Annotated in this window: 17 protein-coding genes; 15 read left to right on the top strand and 2 right to left on the bottom strand. The window is 73.2% G+C overall.

Going from position 1 to position 21,856, the window contains the following annotated elements; translation table 11 throughout:
• Positions 1-10 precede the first annotated feature (10 nt).
• Complete coding sequence (locus tag ACGFZP_RS08850; RefSeq protein ID WP_392930087.1) at positions 11-1,555, top strand: sensor histidine kinase; 1,545 nt, start codon at positions 11-13, stop codon at positions 1,553-1,555.
• 39 nt (positions 1,556-1,594) lie between these two features.
• Here ACGFZP_RS08850 and ACGFZP_RS08845 read toward each other — a convergent pair whose 3' ends face one another.
• Together ACGFZP_RS08845 and ACGFZP_RS08840 are read right to left on the bottom strand one after the other, a co-directional pair.
• Positions 1,595-2,284, bottom strand: coding sequence for a LuxR C-terminal-related transcriptional regulator (locus ACGFZP_RS08845; protein WP_392930084.1), 690 nt, complete (start codon positions 2,282-2,284; stop codon positions 1,595-1,597).
• A 50-nt stretch (positions 2,285-2,334) separates the two neighbouring features.
• A complete protein-coding gene (locus tag ACGFZP_RS08840; protein WP_392931005.1) occupies positions 2,335-3,120 on the bottom strand; it encodes a nucleotidyltransferase domain-containing protein in 786 nt (261 codons plus the stop codon).
• 91 nt (positions 3,121-3,211) lie between these two features.
• Here ACGFZP_RS08840 and ACGFZP_RS08835 point away from each other — a divergent pair, with 91 nt between their 5' ends.
• The 14 genes from ACGFZP_RS08835 to pstA all read left to right on the top strand — a co-directional run bounded on the left by ACGFZP_RS08835 (position 3,212) and on the right by pstA (position 21,836).
• Positions 3,212-3,862, top strand: coding sequence for an MOSC domain-containing protein (locus ACGFZP_RS08835; RefSeq protein ID WP_392930081.1), 651 nt, complete (start codon positions 3,212-3,214; stop codon positions 3,860-3,862).
• A gap of 86 nt (positions 3,863-3,948) precedes the next feature.
• The gene (locus tag ACGFZP_RS08830; RefSeq protein WP_392930079.1) at positions 3,949-4,332 is read left to right on the top strand and encodes a VOC family protein; all 384 of its coding nucleotides are present in this window, start codon (positions 3,949-3,951) and stop codon (positions 4,330-4,332) included.
• Positions 4,333-4,687: 355 nt separating this feature from the next.
• Entirely contained in the window at positions 4,688-6,232 is a 1,545-nt protein-coding gene (locus ACGFZP_RS08825) for a cytochrome ubiquinol oxidase subunit I (protein ID WP_392930077.1), read from the top strand.
• Between the two features lie 21 nt (positions 6,233-6,253).
• Positions 6,254-7,279 (top strand): cytochrome d ubiquinol oxidase subunit II, encoded by a 1,026-nt coding sequence (gene cydB, locus ACGFZP_RS08820; protein WP_392930075.1) that lies wholly within the window; start codon positions 6,254-6,256, stop codon positions 7,277-7,279.
• A 7-nt stretch (positions 7,280-7,286) separates the two neighbouring features.
• Positions 7,287-10,784, top strand: coding sequence for a thiol reductant ABC exporter subunit CydD (gene cydD / locus ACGFZP_RS08815; protein WP_392930074.1), 3,498 nt, complete (start codon positions 7,287-7,289; stop codon positions 10,782-10,784).
• Positions 10,785-10,870: 86 nt separating this feature from the next.
• Complete coding sequence (locus ACGFZP_RS08810) at positions 10,871-12,679, top strand: GAF domain-containing protein (RefSeq protein ID WP_392930072.1); 1,809 nt, start codon at positions 10,871-10,873, stop codon at positions 12,677-12,679.
• Positions 12,680-13,045: 366 nt separating this feature from the next.
• Complete coding sequence (locus ACGFZP_RS08805; RefSeq protein WP_392930071.1) at positions 13,046-13,342, top strand: hypothetical protein; 297 nt, start codon at positions 13,046-13,048, stop codon at positions 13,340-13,342.
• On the top strand, positions 13,332-13,736 hold the full coding sequence (locus ACGFZP_RS08800) for a hypothetical protein (RefSeq protein WP_392930069.1): 405 nt from the start codon (positions 13,332-13,334) through the stop codon (positions 13,734-13,736). The genes ACGFZP_RS08805 and ACGFZP_RS08800 overlap by 11 nt, the downstream gene beginning before the upstream one ends.
• A gap of 440 nt (positions 13,737-14,176) precedes the next feature.
• Positions 14,177-15,208 (top strand): PstS family phosphate ABC transporter substrate-binding protein, encoded by a 1,032-nt coding sequence (locus ACGFZP_RS08795; protein ID WP_392930067.1) that lies wholly within the window; start codon positions 14,177-14,179, stop codon positions 15,206-15,208.
• 130 nt (positions 15,209-15,338) lie between these two features.
• A complete protein-coding gene (locus ACGFZP_RS08790) occupies positions 15,339-15,602 on the top strand; it encodes a hypothetical protein (protein ID WP_392930065.1) in 264 nt (87 codons plus the stop codon).
• A gap of 138 nt (positions 15,603-15,740) precedes the next feature.
• A complete protein-coding gene (locus tag ACGFZP_RS08785) occupies positions 15,741-16,334 on the top strand; it encodes a hypothetical protein (RefSeq protein ID WP_392930063.1) in 594 nt (197 codons plus the stop codon).
• 292 nt (positions 16,335-16,626) lie between these two features.
• Positions 16,627-19,311, top strand: a complete 2,685-nt coding sequence (locus tag ACGFZP_RS08780; RefSeq protein WP_392930061.1) for a hypothetical protein — start codon at positions 16,627-16,629, stop codon at positions 19,309-19,311.
• 228 nt (positions 19,312-19,539) lie between these two features.
• Positions 19,540-20,454, top strand: a complete 915-nt coding sequence (gene pstC / locus ACGFZP_RS08775; protein ID WP_392930058.1) for a phosphate ABC transporter permease subunit PstC — start codon at positions 19,540-19,542, stop codon at positions 20,452-20,454.
• Between the two features lie 59 nt (positions 20,455-20,513).
• Positions 20,514-21,836, top strand: coding sequence for a phosphate ABC transporter permease PstA (pstA, locus tag ACGFZP_RS08770; RefSeq protein WP_392930056.1), 1,323 nt, complete (start codon positions 20,514-20,516; stop codon positions 21,834-21,836).
• Positions 21,837-21,856: the final 20 nt, after the last annotated feature.

Here is a 21,856-nt window from a genome sequence, read left to right as displayed (position 1 = left end):
CGGCGCCCGGATGCCCACCCGCTCGTCGCTGCGCGCCCGCCTGTCGCCGCTCACCCGGCTCTCGCTGCGCGCCCGGCTGCTCGTGCTGGTGCTCGCCCTGGTCACCACCGGGCTCGCGGTGAGCGACACCGTGGTGCTCGGCACCGTCCGGGTGCAGTTGGTCCAGCGGCTGGACGACCAGCTGCAGCGCTTCGGCGAGCCGCTCTCCTACCGCGCCCCGAACCGGCAGAGCTGGGCCGACTCCAGACAGCCCGCGGTCAACGGCGGCGTCAACGGCGGCAAGCGCGGCGGCCCCAACTACCTGGCGGCGCTGCCCAGCCAGTACCTCGTCCAGTACCTCTCGGCGGACGGCAAGGTGCAGCAGGTCGTCCGCCAGCCCGTCTCCGAGAACGACCCGGCGCCGCAGCTGGGCGGCCTCGACCCCGCCGCCACCGCCCCCGACACCCCCTTCGACCTCCCCGACCAGCGCGGCCAGCGCAGCTGGCGGGCCCTGCTGCTGCCACTGCAGCGCCAGCCCGCCCCCGCCAGCCTCTTCGCCGCGCCCGCGCCCACCGCCTCGTACCTGATGGTCGCGGTGTCGCGGGAGGACATCGACGCCACCGTGGCCCGGCTGCGGACCGCCTTCCTGGGGATCGGCGGCGCGGTGCTGGTCCTGATCGCCGCGCTCGGCTTCTTCGCCGTCCGGGCCGGACTGCGGCCGCTGCGCCGGATCGAGGAGGGCGCCGAGCTGATCGCCTCCGGCGAGCTCTCGCACCGGATGCCGGTGCTGCCCGCGCGCACCGAGGTCGGCCGGCTGTCCATCGCGCTCAACGGCATGCTGACCCAGATCGAGGCCGCCTTCGCCGCCCGTGCCGAGTCGGAGGCCCGGATGCGGCGCTTCGTCGCCGACGCCTCGCACGAGCTGCGCACCCCGCTGGCCGGCATCCGGGGCTTCGCCGAGCTGTACCGGATGGGGGCGCTGCCCACCGAGGCCGACGTCACCCGCACCATGACCCGGATCGAGAGCGAGGCCGTCCGGATGGGCACCCTGGTCGAGGACCTGCTGGTGCTCGCCCGCCTCGACGAGGAGCGCCCGCTCGACCTCGCCCCGATGGACCTGCGCACCCTGGCCGCCGACGCGCTGCACGACATCACCGCGCTGGACCCGAGCCGCCCGGTCGCGCTGACCGGCCCGGCCGGCACCGGCTCGCCGGGCGCCGCGCCCGTCCTCGGCGACGAGGCGAGGCTGCGCCAGGTGGTCACCAACCTGGTCGGCAACGCCGTCAAGCACACCCCGCCCGGCACCCCGGTCCGGATCGGCGTGGGGACGGCCGGCGGGCTCTGCCTGCTGGAGGTCGCCGACGCCGGCCCCGGCCTCACCGAGGAGCAGGCCGTCCGGGTCTTCCACCGCTTCTACCGGGTGGACGCCTCCCGCAGCCGCCACGACGGCGGCGGCGCCGGCCTGGGCCTCGCCATCGCCACCGCCCTCACCCACGCCCACGGCGGCACCCTCACCCTCCACACCACCCCCGGCACCGGCGCCACCTTCCGCGTGGAGCTCCCCCACCAGCGCTGACCCGCCCCGCCCGGCTGAAGCCCGGCCGATCCCCCGCCCTCATGCCTGCGACGGTGCGGCCGGCTGGCGCGGGGTGTGGTCGCGGGTGAGGTCGCGGGCCAGGAGGCCCGCCTGGAAGCGGGAGGTGGCGCCGAGCTCGGTCATCAGCTCGGCGACCCGGCGGCGGTAGGTGCGCAGTGAGAGGCCGAGCAGACGGGCGGCGGTCTCGTCGGTGTGGCCGGCCGCGAGCGCGTGCAGGATCTGACTGGTCCGGTCGGTGAGGTGTGCCGGGCGGGCGCAGTCGGCGAGGTCGGTGGCGCTCTCCCAGTTGGCCCGGAACAGCGAGCGCACGCCCTCGACCACCTCCGGGGTCTGCACCACGGTGTACGTCCGCACGCCGCGCACCGGGGCACCGGCCAGGATCGCGGTGCGCCGGTCGATGATGATCGCCTCGCGGGCGAGCGGCCCCTCGCAGAGCCGGACCTCGATGCCGGAGGCGGCGATGCGCTGCAGGCGCCGCACCTGGTCGGGGTCGGCCAGCGCGCGCCGGGTGTAGAGCTTGCGCATGACGAGGCCCGGGATCTTGTGCGGCCGCTTGCCCTCGGAGAAGGCGGCGTTGACGCCGGGGGAGAAGGTGGCCAGGTCGGCGGCCGCGACCAGGAACTCCTCGCGCGAGTCGACGAAGAGGTGGCCCGCCTGCCGGACGAGGTCCCGCTCGCCGTGCAGGGTGATGATCCGGTCGGTGCTCATGCCAGCAACCTGCCAGACCGGGTGGGGCGCGGGCCAGCGGGTAGCCGCCGCTAGGTCTCCTTGAGCGCGGCGAGGGTGTCCGCGACGAGCCGTTCGGCCTCGGCGACGGTGGCCGCCAGTTCCGGCGCGGTCGCGCCGGGGGCGGCCAGCAGGCGGTGGGCGCGGGGGCCGAAGCCGGGCGGGGCGGTCGGCAGGCCCTCGGCGGCGGCGAGGGCGCCCTTCTCGTTGAGGCACCAGCGGCGGGCGGCGGCGTGCAGCGACTGCGCCAGGACGCCGACGGCGCGGGAGAGGCAGAGCGAGACGTAGAGGGTGTCCGCCCGGGCCGCGCCCTTGGCGGCGCAGGCGACCAGGAACCCGGCCTCCCAGGCGCCCGCCGTCAGCGCCGTCCGCAGCTCCTCCGGGTAGGCCCTGGTCACCTCCTGGAGGGCGGCCAGCCGCCCGGTGGGGTCGGCGAGCACGCGGCCCAGCGCGACCTCCCCCGGGTAGCACGGGGACCAGAAGCCGAGCGGGTGGCCGGCCTGGACGCCCACCTCGTAGCGGCCCTCGCGGCAGTCCGCCCAGACCTGTTCGACCCGGTCCAGGTCGCGCAGGATCCAGTCCACCGCGACGCCGTCGACGGTCAGCCAGGCTCCGCCGTTCACCCAGGGGCCCCAGCCGCCCGGCCCGGCGACCTCGACGCCCGGCCCGGCGAGCGCCCGCAGCGCGTCCAGGTCGAGCGGCCCCCGGTAGTAGACGCCGAGGTCCCAGTCCGACTCCGGCCGGTGCTCCCCGCGTGCCCGGCTGCCGCCGAGCATGACGCCCACCACACCCGGGACCCCGGCCAGCCGTTCCGCCATCGGTTCGATGATCCTCTGCACGGAGGGGGAGTCTGGCACGGGGCGGAATCCGGGTCGACCGGATTGCCGCCCCGGCCGTACCGTCAGGGGCATGAAGGTGATATCGGTGAATCTCGGTGTACCCCGGTCCAACCCGTGGAAGAGCGGGTCCGACCTGACGGGGATCGACAAGCGTCCGGTGGCCGGGCCGGTCGCCGTCGCCGCCCCGGGGCCGAAGGGCACCGGCGCGGTCGGGCTCGCCGGGGACGAGGTGTTCGACGTCAAGCACCACGGCGGCGACGACCAGGCGGTCTACGCCTACGCCCGGGAGGACCTCGACGGCTGGGAGGGGGAGTTGGGCCGCGAGCTCGGCAACGGCTCCTTCGGGGAGAACCTCACCACCTCCGGCCTGGACGTCAACGGCGCGCTGATCGGCGAGCGCTGGCGGATCGGCTCGGCCGTGCTGGAGGTGTCCTGCCCGCGGATCCCCTGCGGCACCTTCCAGGGCTGGCTGGAGCGGGCCGGCTGGATCAAGCGGTTCACCGCGGCCGGGCTGCCGGGCGCCTACCTGCGGGTGGTCGAGCCGGGCGAGCTGCGCGCCGGGGACGAGGTGGAGGTGGTCCACCGCCCGGACCACCAGGTGACGATCGCCCTGACGTTCCGTGCGCTGACCCTCGAACCGGAGCTGCTGCCAAGCCTGTTGGCGGCCGATGCGCTGCCCGAGGAGACCCGGGACCTGGTCCGCCGCCGCGCCGGGATCTAGACTCCCCCTACGGCATCGCGTGTCGGTCACCGTCCGGGTGAGGCATGGAGGTAGCCCGTGAGTGCCTTGTAGGAGGCATTCCGCACATGACAGTCCAGTTGAACCACACCATCGTCCACGCCCGGGACCACCGGGAGTCCGCCGAGTTCCTGGCGGGGATCCTCGGCCTTGAGGTCGGGACACCGTGGGGCCCGTTCATCCCGGTGGCCACCGGGAACGGCGTCACCCTCGACTTCGCGTCGATCCCGGCGGAGTCGATCGTCATGCAGCACTACGCGTTCCTGCTCCCGGACGAGGAGTTCGACGCGGCCCTGGCCCGGATCGAGGCGGACGGCGTGGAGTACTTCGCCGATCCGCAGATGCGGCTGCCCGGTGAGATCAACCGCCACCACGGCGGCCGGGGGCTGTACTTCCTCGATCCGGCCGGGCACGGCATGGAGATCATCACCAGGCCGTACGGCAGTCACTGACCGCTGAACCACGGCGCCGCCGCCTGCCCCGGCAGACGGCGGCGCCTCGGCGTGTCCGCCCTCGGCCATCCGGCCCAGGCCGGCTGTCAAGCGCCGGATCGTCCAAGATCATCCCCGCACCCGCCCCGCCGCTCGTTGTGGCCGCCGCGGGCTGGTCCGCAGACTGTGCGCACGGCATCGCCGGTCAACCCCACCCCGCCTGTGGATCACTCGTAAGCATGATGGATACTGCTCCTTGTGAACGTGTTCACGTTCACAAGCGGACAAGCTTGCGCGGTTAAGCAGCGGTCTACGGATATAGATGAAGTTTGTCCGAAACATGCCCTTTTGAGGGGCCGGTTGGAGAGAGGGCGACGTGGAACTGGCAATCGCTCACGAGACCATCGCGCGATGGCAATTCGGCATCACCACCGTCTACCACTTCCTCTTCGTTCCGCTCACCATCAGCCTGGCCGCCATCGTGGCCGGGCTGGAGACCGCCTGGGTGCGGACGGACAAGGAGAAGTACTTCCACGCCACCAGGTTCTGGGGCAAGCTCTTCCTGATCAACATCGCGATGGGCGTGGTCACCGGCATCGTCCAGGAGTTCCAGTTCGGGATGAACTGGTCCGACTACTCCCGCTTCGTCGGTGACGTCTTCGGCGCCCCGCTCGCGATGGAGGCGCTGATCGCCTTCTTCTTCGAGTCCACCTTCATCGGGCTCTGGATCTTCGGCTGGGACAAGCTGCCGAGGAAGCTGCACTGCGCCTGCATGTGGATGGTCTCGATCGGCACCGTCCTCTCCGCCTACTTCATCCTGGCCGCCAACTCCTGGATGCAGCACCCGGTCGGCTACACGATCGACCCGGTCACCGGGAAGGCGCAGCTCACCGACATCGTGCGGGTGCTGTTCCAGGACACCACCGTGACCGTGGTGCTGCACACCCTGACCGCCGCCTTCCTGACCGGCGCGGCCTTCATGGTCGGCATCGCCTCCTTCCACCTCTGGAAGGCCAAGCGCCGGCCCGAGACGGCCGACCCCAAGCGGGTCGCCGTGATGCGGACCTCGCTGCGCCTCGGGCTGGTCCTCGCCGTGGTCTTCGGCCTGGGCACCGCGCTCAGCGGTGACTCGCTCGCCAAGGTGATGTTCCGCCAGCAGCCGATGAAGATGGCCGCCGCCGAGGCCCTGTGGGACAGCCAGGCGCCGGCGCCGTTCTCGGTCTTCGCGGTCGGCGACGTCGGCAAGGGCCACAACTCGGTGGAGCTGGAGATCCCCGGGATACTGTCCTTCCTCGCCAACAGCGACTTCAGCTCCTCCGTCCCCGGCATCAACGACACCGCCAACGCCGAGGCGGCCAAGTACGGCGGCGACCCCAAGGACTACATCCCGAGCATCTTCGTCACCTACTGGGGCTTCCGCCTCATGATCGGTTTCGGGATGACCTCCTTCGTGGCCGGGGTGATCGGGCTCTGGACCACCCGGAGAAAGTGGCTGCTGGCACCGGAGTTCCGCACCGGCGACACCGAGGTGCCCCGGCTGATGCTGGCCCCGAAGCGCGAGCTCGGCCCGTTCCTCACCAAGTGGAGCTGGCGAATCGGCATCCTCACCATGGGGTTCCCGCTGATCGCCAACAGCTTCGGCTGGATCTTCACCGAGATGGGCCGTCAGCCGTGGGCCGTCTTCGGGCTGATGACCACCGCGAGCGCCGTCTCGCCGAACGTCGGCATCGGCACCCAGATCGGCGCGCTGACCACCTTCACCCTGCTGTACGCGATCCTCGCCGTCATCGAGGTGCGGCTGCTGGTCAAGTACGCCAAGGCCGGGCCGGTGACCTCCGAGCAGCCGCCCGCCAAGGACCCGTCGCTGCGCGGCCCGTCCTCGGACGAGGACGCCGACAAGCCACTCGCGTTCGCCTACTGAGGCCGATAGGACCGATAGCGCATGCAACTCCACGACGTCTGGTTCATCCTCATCGCCGTCCTGTGGATCGGCTACTTCTTCCTTGAGGGCTTCGACTTCGGCATCGGCATCCTCACCAAGCCGCTGGCCCGCTCCACCGCCGAGCGGCGGGTGCTGATCAACACCATCGGCCCGGTCTGGGACGGCAACGAGGTCTGGCTGCTCACCGCCGGCGGTGCCACCTTCGCGGCCTTCCCCGACTGGTACGCGACGCTGTTCAGCGGCTTCTACATCCCGCTGCTGGCCATCCTGGTCTGCCTGATCGTCCGGGGCGTCGCCTTCGAGTACCGCGCCAAGCGGTCGGAGGCGCGCTGGCAGCGGAACTGGGAGGAGGCCATCTTCTGGACCTCGCTGCTCCCGGCCTTCCTCTGGGGCGTCGCCTTCGCCAACATCGTGCGCGGTGTGGCCATCGACGGGCAGAAGAACTACGTCGGCGGCTTCTGGGAGCTGCTCAACCCGTACGCGCTGCTCGGCGGCCTGGTCACGCTCTCGCTGTTCACCTTCCACGGCGCGGTGTTCGCCGCACTCAAGACGGTCGGCGACATCCGGGACCGGGCGCGGCGGATGGCGCTGCAACTCGGCCTGGTCGCCGCCGTGCTGGCCCTGGTCTTCCTGGTCTGGACGCAGGCCGACAGCGGCAACGGCTGGAGCCTCGCCGCCCTGGTGACCGCCGTGGCGACCCTGCTCGGGGCGCTGGTAGCGACCCGACTGGGCCGCGAGGGCTGGGCGTTCATCCTCTCGGGGGCGACCATCGCGGCGGCCGTCGCGATGCTCTTCCTGGCGCTCTTCCCGGACGTGATGCCGTCCACCCTCGACCCGGACTGGAGCCTGACCGTCTCCAACGCCGCCTCCTCGCCCTACACGCTGAAGCTGATGACCATCGTCGCGGCGGTCTTCACCCCGCTCGTGCTGCTCTACCAGGGCTGGACGTACTGGGTGTTCCGCAAGCGCATCGGCGTCCAGCACATCCCCGGCCACGACCCGGCCGCCGCCCTCGAGCAGCACTGACACCGTGATGAAGCCAGTCGACCCCCGACTCCTCGGGTACGCCCGCACCACCCGCGCCTTCCTCGCCGGATCCGTGCTCCTGGGCGGTGCGGGCGCGGCCCTGGTGGTCGCCCAGGCGAGCCTGATCGCCGAGATCGTCGTCCGGGCCTTCCAGCAGCGGGCGACCGCCGGTGAGCTGACCACCCCGCTGGTGCTGCTCGCGCTCACCGCGGTCGGCCGCGGGCTGGTCGCCTGGCTCACCGAACTCACCGCCCACCGCTCCGTCGCCCGGGTGAAGTCCACCCTGCGGCGCCGGCTGCTCGACCACGCCACCGCGCTCGGCCCGGCCTACCTGGCGGGCCGGCGCACCGGCGAGCTCACCACCCTCGCCACCCGCGGCATCGACGCGCTCGACGACTACTTCGCCCGCTACCTGCCGCAGCTGGCGCTGGCCGTGGCCGTCCCGGTGATCGTGCTGCTGCGGATCGTCGGCGCCGACGCCACCTCCGCCGCGATCATCGCCGGGACGCTCCCGCTGATCCCGCTGTTCATGGCGCTGATCGGGATGGCCACCCAGTCCCGGATGGACCGGCAGTGGGACACCCTCGCCCGGCTCTCCCACCACTTCCTCGACGTGGTCGCCGGCCTGCCCACCCTCAAGGTGTTCAACCGGGCGCGGGCCCAGGCCGCCACCATCGCCAGGATCACCGCCGACTACCGGCGGGCCACCCTGCGCACGCTGCGGATCGCCTTCATCTCCTCCTTCGCCCTGGAGCTGCTGTCCACGCTCTCGGTCGCCCTGGTCGCGGTCTCGATCGGCTTCCGGCTGGTGGACGGCACGCTCGACCTGGAGACCGGGCTGCTGATCCTGGTCCTCGCGCCCGAGGTCTACTTCCCGATCCGCCAGGTCGGCGCGCTCTACCACTCCAGCGTGGAGGGGCTGACCGCGGCGGACGAGATCTTCCAGGTGCTGGAGACCCCGCTGCCGAAGGCCGGCACGGTGGCCGCGCCCGCGCTGGCGGGTGCCGTGATCACCGTGTCGAACGTCCGCGTCACCCACCCCGGCCGGACCGAACCCGCCCTCGACGGCGCCTCGCTGACCCTGCGCCCCGGCGGCACCACCGCCCTCACCGGTCCGAGTGGCGCCGGCAAGAGCACCCTGCTCGCCGTCCTGCTCGGCCTCACCGCACCGGACGCCGGCACCGTGCGGATCACCGCCGCCGACGGGCGCGGGTACGACCTGGCGGAGCTGGCGCCGGACGGCTGGCGGCGGCAGATCGCCTGGGTGCCGCAGCACCCCTACCTGTTCGCCGGGAGCATCGCCGACAACCTGCGGCTCTACCGGGCCGAGGCGGGCGAGGCCGAGCTGCGCGAGGCCCTGCGGGCCGCGCACGCGCTGGACTTCGTGGAGCGGCTTCCCGAGGGGCTCGCCACCGTGCTCGGCGAGGACGGTGCCGGGCTCTCGGCCGGGCAGCGGCAGCGGCTGGCGCTGGCCCGGGCGCTGCTCGCCGCGGACCGGCCGCTCGTCCTGCTGGACGAGCCGACCGCCAACCTCGACGGGGAGTCGGAGGCGGCCGTGGTGGAGGCCGTCCGGGCGCTGGCCGCCGACCCGGCGCGCACCGTGCTGCTCGTCGCGCACCGGCCGGCGCTGCTGGCGGCGGCCGACGAGCGGGTCCGGCTGGCGGGTGCCCCGGTACCGGCGGGCGCTCCGGCGCCCCGGCTCGGGCACAGCGGCCGCCCCGTCCCGGCTCCCGAGGCTCCCGAGGTCTCCGAGGACGGCGGCGGCCTGGTCCGGGCCCCGCGCCTCGGGCTCGCCATCCTGCTCGGCGCCCTCGCCCTCGGCTGCGCGGTCGCGCTGATGGCCACCTCCGGGTACCTCATCTCCTACGCCTCGGAGATGCCGCCCGTCCTCTACCTGATGATGGCCGTCACCGCCGTCCGCGCCTTCGGCATCGGCCGGAGCGTGCTGCGGTACGCCGAGCGGCTGGTCTCGCACGACGCGGTGCTGCGCACCCTCGGCACCCTGCGGGCCGCCGTCTACCGGCGGCTCACCGAGCTCGCCCCGGCCGGACTGCCGGCCTTCCGGCGCGGGGACCTGCTGTCCCGGCTGGTCGCGGACGTGGACGCGGTCCAGGACCACTACCTGCGCTGGCGGGTGCCGGCGGCCGTGGCGGGGCTGGTGTCGCTGGCCGCCGCCGTTGCGATGGGCGCCTTCCTGCCGTCCGCCGGACTGGTACTCGGCCTGGGGCTGCTGCTCGCCGGGGCGGTCGTGCCCGCGCTGGCCGCCCGCTGGTCGGCCGGCGCCGAGCGGCGGCAGGCACCGGCCCGCGGCCGGCTGGCCGCGGCGGTGGTCGACACCTTCACCGGCACGGCCGAGCTCACCGTCGCCGGGGCGCTGCCCGCCCGACTGGCCGCCGCCCGCGCCGCCGATGCCGCGCTGACCGGGCTGGCCGCCCGGTCGGCCGCCACCACGGCGCTCGGCACCGGCCTGGTCGCCCTGCTCACCGGGCTGACGGTGGCCGCCGCCGCGGCCGTCGGCATCCGCGGCGTGCAGGACGGCGCGCTGGCGCCGGTCTGCCTGGCCGTCGTGGTGCTGACCCCGCTGGCCGCCTTCGAGGCCGTCACCGGAATGCCGCTCGCCGTCCAGGCCCGCCAGCGCAGCCGGGCCGCCTCGGCACGGCTGGCGGAGGTGCTGGAGGCGCCCGCCGCCGTCGCCGAGCCCGCCGCCCCGGTCGCCCTGCCGGGGCAGCCGCTGCCGATCGCCGTCCGCGGTCTGACCGCCCGGTACCCCGGGCAGACGGTGGACGCGCTGGCCGGCCTGGACCTCGACCTCGCCCCCGGGCGGCGGATCGCCGTGGTCGGTCCTTCCGGCTCGGGAAAGACCACCCTGGCGCAGGCGCTGCTCCGGTTCCTGGAGCCGACGGCGGGCGGGGTCACCCTCGCCGCCGGCCGTCCACAGGCTGTGGACAGCCGTTCGCTCGCCGGGGACGACGTCCGCCGGGTGATCGGGCTCTGCGCGCAGGACGCCCACGTCTTCGACAGCTCGCTGCGGGAGAACCTGCGGCTGGCCCGGCCCACGGCGGGCGAGGAGGAGCTGCGGGCCGCCCTGGCCGCGGCCCGGCTGCTGGACTGGACCGACACCCTGCCCGACGGCCTGGACACCATGGTCGGCGAGCACGGCGCCCGGCTCTCCGGCGGCCAGCGCCAGCGGCTCGCGCTGGCCCGGGCGCTGCTCGCCGACTTCCCCGTACTGGTGCTGGACGAGCCCGCCGAGCACCTCGACCTGCCCACCGCGGACGCGCTGACCGCCGACCTGCTGGCCGCGACGGAGGGCCGGACCACCGTCCTGATCACCCACCGGGTGGCCGGGCTGGACGACCGGACGGTGGACGAGGTGATCGTCCTGGACGGCGGCCGGGTGGCCGAGCGCGGAACGTGGTCCGAGCTGGTGGCGGACGAGGGCGGCCGGCTGCGGGCGATGCGGGACCGCGAGCGGGAGGCGGACGGGCTGCTGCTCACCGCCTGAGCGACCACCGCCTGAGCGACCACCACCCGAGCCCGGGTGGCCGTGCCACCCATCGGCGGAAAACCGTACAAACTACGCTCGGATCCATGGACCCCTCGCCCGACCGCCCGGCCGACGCCGCAACCGACCAGACCCCGCACCGGGTGCCCGAGATCTCCTCGCTCGGGCTGGACACCCTGGTGACCGAGGTGGCGGAGCGCCTGCAGTCCGCGGCGGCCGTCACCGACCGGATGCAGCGGCTGCTGGAGGCGGTGGTCTCGGTCGGCGCCGGGCTGGACCTGCACGCCACCCTGCAGCGGATCGCCACCGGCGCCGCCGAGCTGGTCGACGCCCGTTACGCCGCGCTCGGCGTGATCGCCCCGGGCGGCCACGGGCTCGCCGACTTCATCCACGTCGGGGTGGACGACGAGACGGCCGAGCGGATCGGCGAGCTGCCGGTCGGCCGGGGCATCCTCGGCGCGCTGATCGACCGCCCCGAGCCGCTGCGGCTCACCGACCTCTCCGCCGACCCGCGGTCCTACGGGTTCCCGCCGGAACACCCGGCGATGCGGACCTTCCTCGGCGAGCCGATCCGGGTCCGCGAGGAGGTGTTCGGAAACCTCTACCTGACCGAGAAGAAGGGCGGCGGCGCCTTCACCCCCGAGGACGAGCAGGTGGTGCACGCGCTCGCCGCGGCGGCCGGCGTCGCGATCGAGAACTCCCGGCTGTACGAGGAGGGCCGGCGCCGCGAGCGCTGGATCGCGGGCGCCGCGGCCGTCACGACGGCGCTGCTCTCCACCGACGAGGCGCAGGTCGCGCTGACCGTGGCGGCCGAGCAGGTGCGGGAGCTGGCGGGCGCGGCGCTCGGCATGATCCTGCTGCCGACGGTGGACGGCGACGGCGGCGGCCAGATGCGGGTGGCCCACGCCTCCGGGGAGGCGGCCGAGTTCGTCCGGGGCGAGCTGCTGCCGCCGGACAGCTTCGCCGCGCGGCTGCTGCGGGGCGAGAGCGTCTACCTGGACGACATGTCGAGCGACCCGACCGTGGTGATCCGCCTGGCGCGCAGCTTCGGCCCCTCGATGGCGGTGCCGATGGTCGCGGCGGGCCGGGTGCTGGGCGGACTGTGCGTCTGGCGCTCCCGCGGGGCGGTGCCGTTCACCGACGCCGAGAAGCAGCTCGCCGAGACCTTCGCCTCGCAGGCCGCGCTGGCCCTGCGGCTGGCCGAGGGGCAGCGCGACCAGCAGCGGCTGGCGGTCTTCCAGGACCGCGACCGGATCGCCCGCGACCTCCACGACCTGGTGATCCAGCGGCTGTTCGCCACCGGGATGATGCTGGAGGGCGCGGCGCGGCGGGCGATGGTGCCCGAGGTGAAGGTCGGCATCGGCAAGGCGGTGGACGAGCTGGACGCCACCATCCAGGAGGTCCGCACCACCATCTACGCCCTGCAGCACGACGACCACGGCGATGCGCCGGACACCCTGCGCACCCGGGTGCTGCGGGAGGGCAGTCAGGCCGCGGCGGCGCTCGGGTTCAAGCCCTCGGTGACCTTCACCGGCCCGGTGGAGAGCCTGGTGGGCGAGAAGACCGGCCGTCAACTGCTGGCCGCGCTAAGGGAGATGCTGTCCAACACCGCCCGGCACGCGCGGGCCTCCCGGGTGGGGGTGGAGGTCGACGCGACCGTCCACCTGGACGACGAGGGCCGCCCGGTCGGCGGCGACCCGGAGTCGCTGGACCGGGCCGGGCGCCCGGGGGTGCTGCTCACCGTGACGGACGACGGCATCGGCATCCCGCCCGGGGGCCGGCGCAGCGGTCTGCGCAACCTCACCCGGCGGGCGGAGGCGCTCGGCGGGGACGCCTGGCACGAGCCCGGGCCGTACGGGAAGGGGACGCTGGTCCGCTGGACGGCCCGGCTCTGAGTGGCCGTCCGGTGCTGAGCGACCGTCCGGCCCGGCGCGGCGCGAAGCGGCTCCGGGGGTCGGGGGTCTTCGAACGGCCTGTGCGCGTAAAGGGAGGGCGGCGTTCAGTTGGTGTGCGCTTGGTGAAAGTTTAACGAGAGAGAACTTCCCGGCCAACGGAGCAAGTTGTGCATTTCCCACCCTTCCTGCGTGCTTGTGTGCACACATAGCTTTACTCCCGTCTCGGAGAGGTACCGGACTGGGGGAGCAGTGGACGCGTCGGGTCGCGGTCACACCGCAGCAGGGGCAAGTCGAGGGGGATTCCGGGCCGAACGGGCGCCGGACGGGCGCTACCGATGGCAGCTGAAGGCGCCCAACGGCCGGGTGGTGGCGATCACCCCGGCCGCGTACGAGAGCGCCGGCGAGGCCGAACGCGGCTTCGACGGCTTACGGGTGGGTGCGGACGGCCTGGTCGCCCGGATCACCCATGTCCGCGACGGCATCGGGTGGATCTGGGTCGTCCCCGGCTCCCGCACCCTGCCCGAGGTGCGTTCCAGCCGCGCGTACGAGCGGTACGCGACCTGTCAGAACGCCTTCCGCCGGTTCGTGGTGCTGCTGGCCAAGCAGCCGGCCCTCGAACTGCCCGACCCCGGGAGACCGTTGAGACCCTCCGATGCCCGCTGAGGGGCGCGGTCCGAGACTGCTGACCCTCCCTGCGGCCGACCGGTGCCTCTGCTGGGCACTGCGCGCCGCCAACGGGCGGCAGCTGGGGGTCGGCGTGCGCGCCTACCGCAGCGAGGCCGAACTCGCGGAGGCGGTAAGAGAACTGATCATCGAACGGGCCGCCCTGCGGTGCACCGTCGGACAGTCCGAGGGCCGGCTCTGGGTCTGGACGGCGTACCTGCCGGTGCGCAGCACCCGTCCGGGTGCGGGCGAGGCGGTGCCGGTCGCCCGCAGCGCGCGCGGCTATCTGCGCCGCGACCAGTGCCAGGCCGGGGTCGAGGGGTTCCTGGCCGGACTCCAGTGGATCGGCCAGGAGTTGCGCCGCGGTGGCCGCGACGGCCACTGGCCCTGGTGACCGACTGCCGCTCCCGCCGACCCTTTCCGAACAACCGTCGGCCGTGATCGTTTGCCGTGATAGTCGGCCGCCTTCGGCGTTCCGCCGACCTCCTCGGCGATCCGTCCCTGAACCGGGTGAGCAGCCCCCGGTTCCCCCTCGATCCGGTGAAGCGCAGGTTTCCGGCAACCCCCCGAGCCGCCACCTGGAGAAGAACGTATCCGGCCCCCGACCTGCGCGTTTTCCCCCCGCGACGTCCGCGCTGACCAGTCGCTAAACCTGTCCGAACCGATGAGTCGACAATCTCCGTCCGTGCTGGACCGCCCTTCCGGCGGAACCGGACCGGCGGACAGGATCAGGTCTGCCGGAGCGGCCGCCGCGGACGCGGTCAGCCGGCCCCGGAACCCCAACCAGGGACCGGGTACAGCGATGTACGTCTCTCCCACCGGAGGAACAGGAACATGCGCAAGACCGCTGCCAAGCTGCTCGCCGTTGCCGCCATCGCCACCTCTGTCGCCACCCTCGCCGCCGGCACCGCCAGCGCCGACCCGGGTGTCACCCCGGCCGCCCAGGACATCGTGAGCGCCGGCTCCGACACCACGCAGGCCGTGTCGACCCAGTTCTCGACCGACTACAACGCCTACCTGACCAGCATCGGCGACACCACCTCGCCGCGCTACTACAGCTGGGACGCGACGGGCTCGGCCAACATCACCCTGAAGTCCGGCGCCTCCTCGATCGTCCGCCCGAACGGCTCCGGCGCCGGCATCACCGAGCTGAACACGGCCGGCTCCGCGCTCGACGTGGCCCGCTCCTCGCGTGCCCCGAAGGCGACCGACCCGGCCTCGGACATCTTCGTCGCCTTCGCCAAGGACGCGGTCACCTGGTCCGCCAAGTCCGGTGGCCACGCCCCGGCGAGCCTGACCGCCGCCCAGCTCAAGGGCATCTACGACTGCTCGATCACCAACTGGACCCAGATCAACGCCACCCTGCCGAACGCCACGATCAAGCCCTGGCTGCCGCAGGCCAGCTCCGGCACCCGCGCCTTCTTCCTGACCGCGATCGGCAACCCGGTCGTCGGCGGCTGCGTCCAGGACGGCCCGGAGGAGAACGAGGGCGTCGACAGCCGCCTCGCCGGTGACGACACCGTCTTCCCGTACTCGGTCGCCTCGTACCTGAGCCAGACCGTCGGCGGCCACAGCACGCCCACCTCGGCCCCGGGCAGCCTGACCCTGCGCAACGTCGGCACCCTGGTGCCGGTCAACACCACCACCAACACCATCAACGCCCCGTTCGCCGCCTCGGCGTTCGGCCGCGTGGTCTACAACGTCGTCCGCGACGCCGAGTGGACCGCCGCCAACGCCCACGGCACCGCGCTGCGCAACATCTTCGGCAACGCGGGCTGGATCTGCACCAACGGCACCAACGACATCAAGAGCTACGGCTTCCTGCCCCTCCCGGCGGCGGCCTGCGGCAGCACCACCCACAGCTGATCACCTGCCGATCACACCCGTACCACCCGGCGGCTACGGGCTTCGGCCCGTGGCCGCCGGCCACGCCCACCCACGCCACCCACACCCCACCGCCCACGGCGGACCCGCGGCACCTCCCCGGAGACGACTCATGCGCAGAACGCTCGCCAAGCCGCTGGCCGTGACCACCAACACCACGACCGACACGATCAAGGCGCCGTTCGCGGCGAGCCCGTTCGGCCGGCTCCTCCGGGACGTGGTGCGCCGGCCCGACTGGCAGAGCACCGGGGTGAAGGGCACGACGCTGCGCGGGATCCTCGGCATCAACGGCTGGATCTGCGCCAACGGCGGCCCTGTGATCAAGAGTTACGGCTTCCTGCAGCTGCCGCCCGGCACCTGCGGTTCGACGGCCTGACCTGGTCGCGCACCCATCGACTTCGGCGCCCCTCCCGCCGGGCAGTGCGGGAGCGGGGAGGCCGTCGGGGCGGTCGATCCGACCGCCCGCACCACCAGCAACAAAGCACAACATCTCACCTCTCCCTAGGAGTTCAGCATGACCCGTACCCGCGCCCGCCTTGCCGCCACCGGTGCCGCAGTCGTCCTCGCCGTGACCGGTATGAGCGGTGCGGCCGTCGCCGACGCCGCCCCGGCGGCCCCGACCGGCAGCGCGGTGGTGCACGAGAACACCGCCTTCCTGAAGGAATCGGCCCTGAACGGTCTGGTGGTCATCCCGCTGCCGACCGCCACCCCGTCCTACGACTCCACCTCGGGCTTCTCCACCTCCTTCCCGGTCACCGGCGGTGACGTCAACCTGCAGGGCTACTACGGCAACGTCCAGCTCGGTGGCAGCCTGCTGTTCGTCAACCTGTTCACCGGCAAGAGCGCGGTCTTCAAGCAGCTCGCGTTCAGCGCCGACAGCTGGGCGATCACCGGTGTCCCGGTGGGCGGCACCGCTCCGGTGGCGCTGCTCGACCCGGCCGGCACGACCGACATCACCCGCTCCGGTGCCACCCAGACGGTGACCGCCGCCGACCTCCGGGTGGACGCCGAGGGCGCGCAGTTCGTCGACGCCAAGCTGAACACCTCCTTCTTCAAGGGCGGCCAGTCGGTCGGCAACTTCTCGCTGACCTTCACCACCGGCAGCTGACCCCTGCCGACTGCCCGGCGTCTCGGCGGGTCCGTGCGTACGCGCGCGGGCCCGCTGTTTCTTGTGGAGTTCCCAACTCCGCTACAGAGTCGTCACGTTGGGGTCTCGTACATCGGTACGACCGGATCCGGCCATGTAGGGCTGGCCGAATGGATGCGAACCGGAACCGCCGGCCTGCTCGCCGCCTGATCCACTCTCGCGCCGCGTCACGGCGGTGCGCGTTCGCACGGAGGTGCCCGTCATGAGACTCCGACTACTGCCCGATTCGAGACGCGGGAGGTGGCGCCGGGGGTTGCCGGCGGTCGCGCTCGTCTGGTCGGTGGTGGTGGCGCTCGGCGTGGCCCCCATCGGCCTCGGCGCGCTGTCGCAGGCGCAGGCGGCCGACTCCTCCGCCGTGACGGTGCCCGGACCGAAGGTGTGGGACCCGAACACCTGGGAGGAGGGCCCCCTCGCGGGCAGTGTGACGGTGGGTCAGACCAAGGGCCTGTCCAACCAGGTGCTGCAGGTCTCCTGGAGCGGGTTCACGCCGACGGTCAACCCCGCGGGCGAGACGATGACCGTCGTCACCAAGGGCGACAAGACGGTGTTCTACGCGGTGCGGGTCTACCAGTGCCGCGGCCTCGACCCGAAGATCACGGACTGCTACGGCAGCAAGCTGTACAACGCGGACCGGAGCCTGGGGTTCAACCAGAAGGCCCCGGCGGAGGGCACCACGACGCCGGACTTCCCCTCCAACATGGCGATCGCGCCCACCGGGGCCGACGGGTCGGGGGCGACCAGCATCGAGGTGTGGACCGCCACCCAGAGCCCCTCGCTCGGCTGTGACGCCACCCACCCGTGCTCCCTGGTGATCGAGCCGAACTACGGCGGCGACACCCAGGACCCGAACATGGCGCGGGCCGGGGCGGTCGACTGCACCGACCACAGCGCCGACGTGGACGGCTTCTTCAACACCGCGAGCGACGGCGGGCTGGAGGCGTACGGCAGCTCGTGGTCCGGCAACCAGTTCGCCGGGCTCCAGATCGGCGAGCAGTGCGCCTGGGAGAAGCGCACCGTCGTCCCGCTGTCCTTCGCGCCCACCGCCGCCGACTGCGACAGCCGGGCCGCGCAGTTCAAGGCGGCCGGTCTGGAGATGGCCAACCGGGCCGTCCAGCTGTGGCGCACCGGCCTCTGCCTGGCCGACTCCCCGCTCGCCTTCCAGTACTCCTCCTCCGGCGGCGAGCCGCAGGCCAGGGCGGCCTTCCTGGGCGGCTCCGCCGGAGTGGACGTCGCGCTGACCGCGCGCCCCGACACCGCGACGCCGACCCGGCCGTACGTCTACGCGCCGCTGGCGGCCACCGGGATCTCGGTGGTGTTCCTCGTCGACGACCCGGACACCGGGCGCCAGCTCCGGGACATGAAGCTCACCCCCCGGCTGATGGCCAAGCTGCTCACCCAGTCCTACTCGCCGCTCGGAAGCGACGTCGCGTCGGTGCGGGGCAACCCCAGCTGCATCTTCCAGGACCCGGACTTCCTGCAGTGGAACCAGTTCCCGGCGAGCAGCGGCATGAAGTGGCCGAGGTCCTGCACGCCCGCGAGCTTCGAGCCGACCATCGTCGGCGGCACCACCGACCTGATCCACCAGCTGACCTCGTGGATCGCCGGCGACCCGGACGCCGTCCGGTTCCTGGACGGTGAGGCGGACGCCTGGGGGATGCGGGTCAACACCTTCTACCAGCGGGGCGCCTACTCCGGCTTCCCGGTGGACAGCATCCAGCCGCAGGACTTCACCGGCCCGACGAACGTCAGCGAGGCCGCCAAGCGGATGCGCCAGTTCGAGTGGAACCCCGTCCTCGGCGGTCTCACCCAGGTGCTGCGCACCATTCTGGAGAACCGGTCCACCTGCCAGCTCTGGCTGGCGGATCCCGCCACCGGCAACCACCTGAAGTGCGACCCGATGGCCCCGGGCGACCGGAAGCTGTTCGCGATCATGGACACCGCCCAGGCCAAGGCGTTCTCGCTGCCCGAGGCCCTCCTGCGCAACCCGGCGGGCGGCTTCGTCGCGCCGACCACCAACGGCTTCCAGTCCGCGGTGGGCGACATGCCGACCGACGCCGCCACGGGCACCCAGCAACTCCCGTACGGGGTGGCCGACACGGCCTTCTCCCGGGACGCCCAGGCCTACCCGCTGACCACCGTCCAGTACGCGATGGTGCCGACCGCCGGCGTCTCGACGGAGAAGGCGGCCGCGATCACGCGCTTCCTCACCACCGTCGTCAACGGCGGCCAGGTCTACGGCATCGAGCCGGGCAAGCTCGCCCCGGGCTTCCTCAGCCTCACCGTGGCCCAGCGCCAGCAGGCGCTCGACGCCGCCAAGCACGTGGAGACCCAGGACGCCAAGTGGCCGGGCAACCAGGCGCCCCCGCCGCCGCCGACCACGCCGACCGGCGGTGAGGGCGGGACGACCGGCGGCACCGGTGGCACCAGCGGCGGCACCGGCACCGGAGCCGAGTCCGGTACCACCGGAGGCACCTCCATCCCGGTGACCGACGACTCCGCCTCCCTCGGCGGTACCACCGGCGGCGGTGACGACGGCGCGACGTCCGCCGGCACCAGCGCCGGCACCGGTGCCACCGGCACCAGCGGCCTGGGCTCGGCCGGCACAGGCACCGGCGGCACCACCGGTACCGGCGGTACCGGCGGCGCCGCCGCGACCACCGGTGGCGCCGGCGCCCCGGCGGCCGGTACGCCGGCGGCCAAGCCCACCGCCGCGCCGAGCGCCTCCGCCGGCCCGCTCGCGGCCGCCCCGGTGGCGGCCGGCGTCCCGGTGGCCGACCGCGCCGGTACCGCCCGCCTGCTGCTGCCGATCGCGGTGTTCGCGGGCCTGGTGCTGCTGATCGGCGGCCCGGCGGCGCTCTTCCTCGGCGGCACGCCCGCCGGCGGACGCGTCATCGGCGCCTGCTCCCGGACCTGGGCACGGGTGCGCCGCCGGCCCTGACCCGCAGAGGCACCACCCGGCGGGGCCGCCGTCTCGGCCCCGCCGGGCTCCCGCCCCGGGCGCGACCGCCCGGGGCCTCCCTGTACCGAGTACTTCCGTACCGAGCGCGCCGGAGAGCAGACCATGACAGCCGCCGCCGAGCCCGCGGCACCGTACGCCGGGGCTCCACGTCCACCAGAACCCGATGTCCCCCGTGTCATCACCGCCCCAGCCACGCCCGGAGACCGGGTGTTCCGGGGGGCGCTGCGGGCGGCGGGCCTCTCGGTCTTCGCGATCATGGGGCTGATCGCGTTCTTCCTGCTGCTGCGCGGCGCGAACGCGCTGCGCGAGGTCGGCTGGTCCTTCCTCACCGAGCAGAAGTGGCAGACCCAGGCCCACAACTTCGGGATCGCCGCCGTCCTGCCGAACGGTCTGCTGATCGCGGTGATCGCGCTGGTCATCGCCGTTCCGGTGGCGCTCACCACGGCGATCTTCATCTCCGAGTACGCGCCGGTCAGGCTGCGGCCGACGCTGGTCTCGCTGGTCGACCTGATGGCGGCGATCCCCAGCATCGTCTACGGCCTCTGGGGGCTGTTCTTCCTCCAGCCGCGGATCATCGGCTTCGTCCGCTGGCTGACCAACCACCTCGGTGACGCGATCCCCTTCCTCAAGGTGCGCACCGGTGACATCGGGACCTCCTACACCTCCTCCACCTTCATCGCCGGGGTGGTCGTCTCGCTGATGATCATCCCGATCGTCGCCTCGCTCAGCCGGGAGGTGTTCTCGCAGGCCCCGCAGGGCGAGCGGGAGGGTGCGTACGCGCTGGGGTCGACCCGCTGGGGGATGGTCCGCACGGTGGTCCTGCCGTTCGGCCGCGGCGGTGTGATCGGCGCGGTGATGCTCGGGTTCGGGCGGGCGATGGGCGAGACGATCGCCGTCGCGCTGATCATCTCCCCGAACTTCAAGGCCATCACCCACATCCTGGAGAACGGCGCCAACTCGATCTCGGCGCTGATCGCGCTGCGCTTCGGCGAGTCGGACGAGCTCTCGCTCTCCGCGCTGATGGCGGCCGGCCTGGTGCTCTTCGCGCTCACCCTGCTGGTCAACCTGGGGGCCGGCTTCGTGATCAACCGGTCCCGCTCCGGCGCGTCGACGGCGGACTGACGCATGGCCCACCGCGCCAACCGCCGCCCGCTGCCGCTCCGCCGTGAAGGGACGTCCCGATGACCACACTCGACAAGCCGCCGGTCGCCGCGCCCGCGCCGGCCGACCCACCCGCGGACCCGGCGCCGCCCCGCCCCGAGAAGCGGGTGCGGCTCGGCGGCGTGACCCGCGAGGACGTGCTGACGCTGGTCGGCGCGCTGGTCGGCTCGCTGGCCCTGAACTGGATGCTCTACGAGCGGATCCTGCCGTTCAGCGGCGCGCCCGGCTTCCTGATCTGCTGGTACGGCCTCTTCCTGCTCGGCTACTTCCTCATCGGCCGGCTCCAGTGGGGCGCGATGATGGTCCGCGAACGCGTGGTCTCGGTGGTCGCCTGGAGCTCCGGACTGCTGGTGGTCGGCCTGATCGCCGACCAGATCGGCTACGTCCTGGTGCGCGGGATGGACGCCGCCCGGCACCTCAACTTCTTCACCCAGTCGATGGACCACACGGCCCCGCTCTCCCCGATCACCTCGGGCGGCGCGCTCAACGCGGTGGTCGGCTCGCTCGAACAGCTGGGCCTGGCAACGCTGTTCGCCGTTCCGCTGGGCATCGCGGCGGCGGTCTTCATGTCCGAGGTCGGCGGCCGGATGGCCAGGCCGCTGCGGACCCTGATCGAGGCGATGACCGCGCTGCCGTCGATCGTCGCGGGCCTCTTCATCCTCGGCATCGTGATCATCACCCTCGGCTTCGAGAAGAGCGGCTTCGCGGCCTCGCTGGCCCTCACCGTGATGATGATGCCGATCGTCACCAGGGCCGCCGAGGTGGTCATCCGGCTGGTGCCCGGCACGCTGCGGGAGGCCTCGTACGCACTCGGCGGCAGCCAGTGGCGGACGGTGTGGAACGTCGTGCTGCCCACCGCCCGGCCCGGCCTGGTGACGGCCGTGGTGCTCGGCATGGCGCGCGGGGTCGGTGAGACCTCCCCCGTGCTGCTGACCTCGGGCTTCACCTCGCAGTTCAACGGCAGCCCGTTCAGCGAGCACCAGGTCTCGCTGCCGCTGTACATCTGGAACTACGTCAAGCAGCCGTACCCCGAGATGATCGCGCGCGCCTTCGCCGCGGCCCTGACCCTGATGGTCATCGTGCTCGTCCTGTTCGTCACCGCGCGCGTCGTCGGCGGGCGCCGTCCGGGGCGGTTGACGATGCGTCAGAAGCGCCGGACCGCCCGTGCCGCCCGCGCCGCCGAGGGCGCCGCCCGCCCCCGCCCCCGTCCCGCGGTGGCCACCGCCCGGACCGCCGGCGCCAACGCCGCCGCCCGGACCGCCGCCGCCGGTACCGCCCGCACCGCCGCAGCCCGTACCGGCGTCGCCCCGGGCACTGCGGCCACCGCCTTGGGGGAGCACTGATGTCCCACTCAACCACCCTC

It is taken from the genome of Kitasatospora sp. NPDC048239 (genome assembly GCF_043202015.1).
Taxonomy (GTDB): Bacteria; Actinomycetota; Actinomycetes; order Streptomycetales; family Streptomycetaceae; genus Kitasatospora.
This window is presented reverse-complemented; position numbering and strand designations above follow the sequence as displayed.